General features: G+C 74.7%; 1 protein-coding gene. It reads left to right on the top strand.

Annotated elements, in window-relative coordinates; all coding sequences use genetic code 11:
- The first annotated feature begins 30 nt into the window (after positions 1–30).
- The gene (locus FHS29_RS02205) at positions 31–9,633 is read left to right on the top strand and encodes a type I polyketide synthase (protein ID WP_184687679.1); all 9,603 of its coding nucleotides are present in this window, start codon (positions 31–33) and stop codon (positions 9,631–9,633) included.
- The last annotated feature ends 16 nt before the right edge of the window (positions 9,634–9,649 follow it).

Raw genomic sequence — 9,649 nt, 5'->3', positions numbered from 1 at the left:
GCACCAGTGGCACGAAGGAAAGCGGGAACGGTGGCAGACGAGGACAAGCTCCGCGACTACCTGAAGCGCGCCGTCGCCGAGGCCAAGGACGCACGGGACCGGCTGCGCGAGGTCCAGGACAGCCGGCACGAGCCGATCGCGATCGTCGGTATGGGGTGTCGTTTTCCGGGTGGTGTGGGGTCGCCGGAGGATTTGTGGCGGTTGGTGTCGGGTGGTGTGGATGCGGTGGGTCCGTTTCCGGTTGATCGTGGTTGGGATGTGGAGGGGTTGTTCGATCCGGATCCGGATCGGGTGGGTCACAGTTACACGCGTTCCGGTGGTTTCCTGGATGACGTAGCCGACTTCGACGCCGGGTTGTTCGGGATGTCGCCACGGGAGGCGTTGGCCACCGACCCGCAGCAACGCCTGCTGCTGCACACCGCGTGGGAAGCGCTGGAGTACGCGGGAATCCGCCCGGACGGGCTGCGCGACCGCCGCGTCGGTGTCTACACCGGACTGATGTACAGCGACTACGGCAGCCGCCCGTCACCCGGCGAGTTCGAGGGCTACCTGTACAGCGGCAGCGCGGGCAGCGTCGCCGCCGGTCGACTCGCGTACGTGTTCGGCCTGGTCGGGCCGGCGGTCGCGGTGGACACCGCCTGCTCGTCGTCGCTGGTGGCCATGCACCTGGCGATGACGGCGCTGCGGCGCGGCGAGTGCGACCTGGCGTTGGCGGGCGGCGCCGCGGTGATGGCCACCCCCATGCCGTTCCTCGAGTTCTCGCGGCAGCGCGGGTTGTCGCCGGACGGGCGGTGCAAGGCGTTCGGGGCGGGTGCGGACGGCACCGGCTGGGCCGAAGGCGTCGGCCTGCTCGTCCTCGCCAGGCTGTCCGACGCACTGCGCTCGGGTCACCGGGTGTTGGCGGTGCTGCGTGGTTCGGCGGTGAACTCCGATGGCGCGTCCAACGGCCTGACGGCTCCGAACGGCCCGTCCCAGGAGGCGGTGATCCGGGCCGCGTTGGCGGATGCCAGGCTGGAACCGTCCGATGTGGACGCTGTGGAAGGTCACGGTACGGGTACGGCGTTGGGTGATCCGATCGAGGCGAATGCGTTGATCTCTGCTTATGGGCGGGATCGTGATCGTCCGTTGTGGCTGGGTTCGTTGAAGTCGAACATCGGTCACGCGCAGGCGGCTGCGGGGGTGGGCGGGATCATCAAGGTGGTGCAGGCGTTGCGGCACGGTGTGCTGCCCCGGACGCTGCACGCCGAGGAGCCCAGCCCGCACGTGGACTGGGACGGCAGTCCGGTGCGGCTGTTGACGGAGGCACGTCCGTGGCCGGCGGGCGACCGTCCGCGCCGGGCCGGGGTCTCGTCGTTCGGCTTCGGCGGCACCAACGCGCACGTGATCGTGGAGGAGTTCCAGCCCGAACCCGCCCCGGCCGCCGCCGCCCCGCCGGCGCTGCCCTGGCTGGTGTCCGCCGGCAGCCCAGCCGCCTTGCGCGACCAGGCAACCCGGCTGCTGGCCGCGGTGGACGCGCACGACCCCGCCGACGTCGCCCGCACCCTGGCCACCGGCCGGGCCGTGCTCGCCACGTCGGCGGTCGTCGCGGGCCGGGACAGGGCGGAACTCGTCGCGGGCCTGCGGGCCATCGCCGACGGCGGGCCGGTCCTCACCCGTGTTCCCGGCCGCACCGGGTTCCTGTTCCCGGGCCAGGGCGCGCAGCGGGCGGGCATGGGTGTCGCGCTGGCCGCGGAGTTCCCCGCCTTCGGCGAGGCGTACCTCGGCTTGCTGGACCGCTTCGAGGGTGTGCGTGAGGCCGTCGAGTCCGGGGTCGGACTGGACGGCACGGGCTTCGCGCAGCCGGCGTTGTTCTCGTTGGGTGTGGCCTTGGCCGGGTTGGTGGGTTCGTGGGGTGTGCGACCGGACTTCCTGATCGGCCATTCGGTCGGTGAAGTCGCGGCGGCTCACGTCGCGGGCGTGTTGTCGCTGGACGACGCGGTGGTGCTGGTCTCGGCTCGTGCGCGCCTGATGCAGGCCTTGCCCGGTGGCGGGGTGATGGTCGCGGTGCGTGCGGCTGAAGGCGACGTGGTGCCGTTGCTGCGGCCGGGTGTCGAAGTCGCGGCGGTGAACGGTCCGCGATCAGTGGTGCTGTCGGGCGAGGAGGAGTCGGTCTCGGAGGTCGTCGACCGCCTGGTGGCGGACGGCGTGCGGGTGACGTGGCTGACGGTGTCGCACGCCTTCCACTCGGCGCGCATGGAGCCGGTGCTGGCCCGGTTCCGGGACGTGGTGGCGGGCCTGGACATCCGGTCGCCGAGTGTTCCGCTGGTGTCCACGGTGACCGGTGGGATCGCGTCGGACGAGGAACTCGCGGACCCGGACTACTGGGTCCGGCAGGTCAGGCGGACGGTCCGGTTCGGCGACGCCGTCCGCACCGCCGCCACCCAGAACGTGACCCGGTTCGTCGAACTCGGGCCGGCCGCGACCCTCACCACCCTGGTGGCGACCGCCGAACTGCCGGGCGATGTGGCGGCCGTTCCGCTGCTACGTCCGGACCGCGACGACGCCACCACCGTCGTCGCCGGTGTCGGCACCCTCGCCGCACGAGGCGCGGACGTCGACTGGGCGGCGTTCTTCGCGGGGGCCCGCACGGTGCCGCTGCCCACCTACCCGTTCCAGACCGAGCGGTACTGGATCGACCTCGTGCCCACCGCCGCCGACGCGCGCGATCTCGGCCTGACCGCCACCGGACACCCGGTGCTCGGTGCGGTCGTGCACACCGCGGAGGGCGGCGCGCTGCTCACCGGCCGGGTGTCCACCCGGTCCCACCCGTGGCTGGCCGACCACCGGGTGGGCGCGGCTGTCGTCGTCCCGGGCGCGGCCGTGCTGGACTGGGTGTTGCGCGCGGGCACGGAGGTGGGTGCGCCGAAGGTCCGCGACCTGACCCTCACCACACCGCTCGTGATCGGACCGTCCGGGCTGGAGGTCCAGGTCGAGGTGTCCGGCGACGGCGCGGTCGCCGTGCACGCCCGCGTGGACGCCACCGACACGTGGACCACGCACGCCACCGGGAACCTCGCCCCGTCCGGCCGCGCCGAGCCCGCCGGGCTGTCGGTGTGGCCGCCGGAGGGGGAACCGGTGGACGTGGCCGAGGTCTACCGACATGCCGCCGCCGCGGAGCTGGACTACGGGCCCGCGTTCCGCGGCCTGGTCCGCGCCTGGCGGTCGGCGGACGCACGGCACGCCGAGGTGGCGCTGCCCGACCGGCCGACCGGCACCGTGCTGGACCCCGTGCTGCTCGACGCGGTCCTGCACGTGCTGATCCCGGACGACCCGGAGCCGCGGGTGCCGTTCGCCTGGACGGGCGTCGAGGTCGTCGACCCGACCGCGACCCCGGCCCGCGCCCGCCTCACCCCGTCCCCGGACGGCACGGTCGCCCTGCTGCTCACCGACGCCGGGGGCAGGCCGGTGGCCACCGTCGACTCGCTCACCCTGCGCCCGCTCACCCGCCCGGGACCGGACGGCCTGCACGCCGTCGAGTGGCGGTCGGTGCCCGTGCCGGACCACCCGGCCGACGTCGAGGTCTTCACCGTCCCGACGGGCGAGGATCCCACCGACCGCGGGCCGGTCCGGGACACCCTGGCGCGGCTGAAGGAGCGGCTGGCCGACGACCGACCCGGCCCGCTGGTGGTGCTCACCCGTGGCGCGGTCGCCGTGGGCGGTCGACCGCCGACCGACCTGGCGCAGGCGCCCGTGTGGGGCCTGGTGCGCTCGGCGCAGGCGGAACACCCGGACCGGTTCGTGCTGGTGGACAGCGACGGCACGGTCGACACCCGGCTCGCGGCGGGTGCACGGCGGCCGGAGGTCGCGATTCGCGACGGCGCACTGCTCGTCCCGCGACTGGTGCGCGCGTCCGCCGCCCCCGCGACCCCACCCGTGTGGTCCGACGGCACGGTCCTGGTCACCGGCGCGACCGGCGCGCTCGGCGTGGCCCTCGTCCGGCACCTGGTCACCGCGCACGGCGCACGCGACCTCGTCCTGCTGGGCCGACGCGGTCCCGACGCACCCGGAGCGGCCGAGCTGACCGCCGAGCTGGCCGCGGCGGGTGCCCGGGTCCGGCTGCTGGCGGTGGACGTCGAGGACCGCGCCGCGCTGGCCTCGGTCGTCGCCGACGTTCCCGACCTGCGGGCGGTCGTGCACCTGGCGGGCGTCGCGGCGGACGGCGTGCTGACCGACCTCACCGCGGAACTGCTCGACCCGGTGCTCGGCCCGAAGGCCGACGCCGCCTGGCACCTGCACGAGCTGACCCGCGACCGCGACCTGACCGCGTTCGTGCTCTACTCCTCGCTCGCCGGCCTGCTCGGCACGGCGGGCCAGGCCAACTACGCCGCCGCCAACACCGCGCTGGACGCCCTCGCCGCGCACCGGGTGGCGGCCGGGCTGCCCGCCGTCTCGATCGCCTGGGGCCTGTGGGCCGAGGACAGCGCGTTCCGGGCAGGGCTCGGCACGACGGATCTCGCCCGCCTCGAACGCGTCGGCGTGCGCGCGCTGTCCACGGCGGAGGGCCTGGCGCTGTTCGACCGCGCCGTGGCCACGGCGGAACCGGTGCTGGCCGCCGCCCACCTGGACCGGACGGCCGCCGCGTCGCTCGGTGCCGCGACCCCGGCCCTGCTGCGCCCGGTGTCGGCCGCGCCGGTCACCCCACCGGCCGCGCCGAACCGGCTGGCGGGCCTCGGACCGGAGGAACGCGGTCGGGCGCTGCGCGACCTGGTGCGCACGGAGGTCGCCGCCGTGCTCGGGCATCCCGACCCGGCCGGCATCGCGGAGCGCAAACCGTTCCGCGACCTGGGGTTCGACTCGCTGACGGCGGTGGAGCTGCGCAACCGGGTGGCCGCCGCGACCGGTGTGCGGCTGCCCGCCACCGTGGTGTTCGACCACCCCGACCTCGCCGCACTCGCCGCCCACCTCGACCGCGAACTCGCGGGCGCCGCTCCCGCCGCCGAAGTGACGGCGGTGGCGACCACCGAGCCGATCGCGATCGTCGGTATGGGGTGTCGTTTTCCGGGTGGTGTGGGGTCGCCGGAGGATTTGTGGCGGTTGGTGTCGGGTGGTGTGGATGCGGTGGGTCCGTTTCCGGTTGATCGTGGTTGGGATGTGGAGGGGTTGTTCGATCCGGATCCGGATCGGGTGGGTCACAGTTACACGCGTTCCGGTGGTTTCCTGGATGACGTAGCCGACTTCGACGCCGGGTTGTTCGGGATGTCGCCACGGGAGGCGTTGGCCACCGACCCGCAGCAACGCCTGCTGCTGGAGACCACCTGGGAGGCGTTCGAGTCGGCGGGTATCGCCCCGGACTCCTTGCGCGGCAGCCGGACCGGCGTGTTCACCGGCGTGATGTACCACGACTACGGCAGCGGGACCGACCGGCTGCCCGACGGCGTGGAGGGCTACCTGGCGGCGGGCAACGCGGGCAGCGTCGCCTCCGGCCGGGTCGCCTACACCTTCGGCCTCACCGGTCCCGCGCTCACCGTCGACACCGCCTGCTCGTCGTCCCTGGTGGCCCTGCACCTGGCGGCCGCGGCGCTGCGGCGCGGCGAATGCGAGCTGGCCGTCGCCGGCGGCGCGGCCGTCATGGCGACCCCGACCGCGTTCGTGGAGTTCTCGCGGCAGCGCGGGTTGTCGCCGGACGGGCGGTGCAAGGCGTTCGGGGCGGGTGCGGACGGCACCGGCTGGGCCGAAGGCGTCGGCGTGCTCGTGGTGGAACGCCTGTCCGACGCGCGCCGCAACGGGCACCGCGTGCTCGCCGTCGTCCGGGGTTCCGCGATCAACTCCGACGGGGCGTCCAACGGTCTCACCGCGCCCAACGGTCCCGCGCAGGAAGCGGTGATCCGCGCCGCGTTGGCCGATGCGGGTCTACGACCGTCCGATGTGGACGCCGTGGAGGCGCACGGCACCGGAACCGCGTTGGGTGACCCCATCGAGGCGACGGCGCTGCTGTCCGCGTACGGCCAGGACCGGGACCGCCCGCTCTGGCTGGGTTCCTTGAAGTCGAACATCGGTCACACACAGGCCGCGGCGGGCGTGGGCGGGATCATCAAGGTGGTACAGGCGATGCGGCACAACATGTTGCCGCGGACCCTGCACGCCGACGAGCCGTCACCGCACGTCGACTGGGACAGTGGCGCGGTCAGCCTGCTGACCGGTGCGCGGGCCTGGGAACCGGGCGACCGTCCGCGCCGGGCAGGGGTGTCGTCGTTCGGCATCAGCGGCACCAACGCGCACGTGATCATCGAGGAGCCCGCCGAGCAGGCCGCGACCGCCGAGCAGGCCACTACCCGCGAGAGGACCGCACCGGCCGTGCTCCCGTTGGTGCTGCGCGCCGCCACGCCGACGGCCCTGAACGAACTGGCCGCCCGGATGGTCGAGCCGGCCGGCGACCCCGATGTCGAACCGCTCGACCTGGCCGCCTCATCGGCCACCGGACGAGCCGTTCTGCCGCACCGGGCCGTGGTGACCGGGGCCGACCGCGCGGCTCTCGTCGACGGACTGCGCGCTCTCGTCGACGGGCGCACACCGGTGGTCGAGCCGACTGCGGGTGGCACCGGGTACCTGTTCCCGGGCCAAGGTTCGCAGCGGACGGGTATGGGTGTCGCCCTGGCCGCGGAGTTCCCGGTCTTCGGTGAGGTGTACTTCGGCCTGTTGGACCGCTTCGACGGTGTGCGTGAGGCCGTCGAGTGCGGGGTCGGACTGGACGACACGGGCCGTGCGCAGCCTGGTCTGTTCGCGTTGGGCGTCGCGTTGGCGAGCTTGGTCGGCTCGTGGGGTGTGCGCCCCGACTTCGTGATCGGTCATTCGGTCGGCGAAGTCGCGGCGGCTCACGTCGCGGGCGTGTTGTCGTTGGACGACGCGGTGGCGTTGGTGTCGGCTCGTGCGCGGTTGATGCAGGCGTTGCCGGGCGGTGGCGCGATGGTCGCGGTGCGTGCGGGCGAGGCCGATGTGGCGCCGCTGTTGGTGGACGGAGTCGAGATCGCGGCGGTGAACGGGCCGCGGTCGGTGGTGCTGTCGGGGGAGGACGACGCGGTTTCGGCCGTGTCGGACCGGCTCGCGGCGGACGGGGTCCGCGTCACGAGGTTGGCCGTGTCACACGCCTTCCACTCGGCTCGGATGGAACCGATGCTGGCGGAGTTCCGTGATGTGGTGGCGGGCCTGGACATCCGGTCGCCGCACGTCCCACTGGTGTCCACGGTGACCGGCGAAGTCGTGACAGGGGAGGAACTCGCGGACCCGGAGTACTGGGTCCGGCAGGTCCGGCGGACGGTCCGGTTCGACGACGCCGTCCGCACCGCCGCGACGAGCGGCACCGGCCGGTTCGTGGAACTGGGCCCGGACGCCGTGCTGGCCTCGCTCGTGGGGCACTCGGTCGACGTGCCGGCGGTCGCGCTGCTGCGCCGTGACCGGTCCGAGCCGGAGACCCTGGTGTCGGCGTTGGGCACCGCGCACGCCCTGGGCGTCGACGTCGACTGGTCCGCGTACTTCGCGGGCAGCGGAGCCCGCACCACCCCGTTGCCCACCTACCCCTTCCAGCACGAGCGGTACTGGCTGGCCGCCGACACCGGCCGGACCGACCGGAACCCGCTCGGCACCCCGGTGGTCCTCGCCGACGGCAGCGTGCTGCTCGCCGGAGAGCTGTCCACTGACGCCCACCCGTGGCTGGAACGGCACACCGTGCACGGCGTGCCCGTGCTGTCCGGGGCGGCGGTGGTCGGGCTCGCGCTGCGCGCGGGCGAGGCGGTGGGGGCGCCGGTACTGGCCGGACTGGACCTGGCGGACCCGCTGGCCGTGCCCACCCGGGGCGCGATCTCCTACCAGGTCAAGGTCGGCGTTCCCGACGACGGCGGCGACCGGCAGGTCACGGCGCACGCCCGCGTCCGGGCTGACGGCCCGTGGACCGGGATCGCGTCGGGCGTGCTCACCGGCGCGAGCGCACCGCCACCGCCGTCCGCGGGCGCCGGCGTGCCGCTCCCGTCCGAGGTGCCCCCCGAACTGCCCCCGGTCGCGGTCGACGGGGTGCTCCCGCGTTCCGACGACGCCGGCTGGTTCGCCCACTGGCGCGGTGTGCGCAGGTTCCCCGGCGGTGTCCCGGAACGCGCTGTGGTCACCGGGACGTCCGTGTCGCTCCTGGACGCCGAGGGCGCGGTGGTGCTCGCGGTGGACGAGGCCCGGTCGGTACCGGTGGCCGCCGACCGGATCACGCCCGATCCGGGTGACGCCCTGTTCGCCCTGCGCTGGGTGGAGACCGCGACCGCGCCGGCGACCTGGGGCCCCGACGACCCGGCCGCGAACGCCGTGCTGCTGAGGCCGGACCCGGACTCCGTCGACCGGGTGCTGGCCGAGTGGACGGCACAGCCGGGTGCCGCCGGCGTGCGGCTCGTCGTCGCGGACGCCCCGGCGGGTGCGGTCCGGGAGTGGCAGGCCCGCAACCCGGGCCGGATCACCCTGCTGCACACCGACGGCGCGACCCCGCCGCCCGGCCTCCCGACCCGCGACGAACCCGTTGCCGCGTGGCGGGACGGGGTGCTCACCGTGCCGCGGCTGACCCCCGCCGTACCCGGCCCGGTGCCGGTGCTCGCGGGACCGGTCCTGGTGTCCGGCCCCGAGTGGCTGACCCGGCACCTGGCCGGGCGTCCCGGCGTGACCCGGTCGCTGGTGGCCGGTCCGGTGCCGGGCGACTTGCCGGGTGAGGTGGCCGCGGTCCCGCTGGACCCGTCCGCCCTCGCCGGGCAGGAGGTGGCGGCGGTGGTGCTCGCCGACGCGGGCGCCGACCTCGTCCACGCGCTGGCCGAGGTCGCCGGGGACGCGCTGTTCGTGCTGTTCACCGACATCGGCGCGGTGCACCCGACCCCGGACGACGAAGCCACCGCGCTGATCGCGTTCGCCGAAGCACGGCGGGCGGCGGGCGGGCGCGCCACCGTGATCGCCTGGGGTCGTCCCGACGACGTGGTCGGCCCGGTCGACCCCGCCACGGCGGCTTTGTTGCTCGACGCCGCGCTGGGGGTGGACGAGACGCTGGTCGTCGCGGGCCCGGTGCGTGCCGCAGCCGTCCGTGCCGAAGGCGTGCCCGCCCTGTTCCGCGAACTCGTGCCGCCGGCCGCCACGCCGCCGCCCGCGCGGCTCGACCTGGACGGGTTGGCCGGCGACGCCCGTGAACGCGCCGTGCTGGACGCGGTACGCACCCAGGCCGCCGCCGTCCTCGGTCACGGCGACCCTTCGGCGATCAGCCTCTACCGGGCGTTCCACGACGCCGGGTTCGACTCGATGACGGCGGTCGAGTTCCGCGACCGGCTCGGCGCGGCGCTCGGCGTCGCGCTGCCCGCGACCGCGGTGTTCGACCACGCCACCCCCGCCGCGCTCACCCGGTTCGTGCTGGACCGGCTGGACGCGGCGACCGGCCCGCTGGCGCACCTGGCGGAGCTGGAGAACGCGGTCGCCGGCAGCCGGCTCGACGGCGCGCGCGCCGACACCCTGGCGCGGCGGCTGCGCGACCTGCTCGCCGTGCTGGAACCCGACCGCACCGCCGTGGACGAGGAGATCGCGGCGGCGTCCGTCACCGAGATCTTCGACCTGATCGACAACGAGTTCGGCAGTGTCGCCGACTGACCGACCAGCCCGACCG

The sequence above is a fragment of the Saccharothrix tamanrassetensis genome (assembly GCF_014203665.1).
Lineage (GTDB): Bacteria > Actinomycetota > Actinomycetes > Mycobacteriales > Pseudonocardiaceae > Actinosynnema > Actinosynnema tamanrassetense.
Note: the sequence above shows the minus strand (reverse complement) of the source record. Positions and strands in the feature narration are given on the sequence as shown.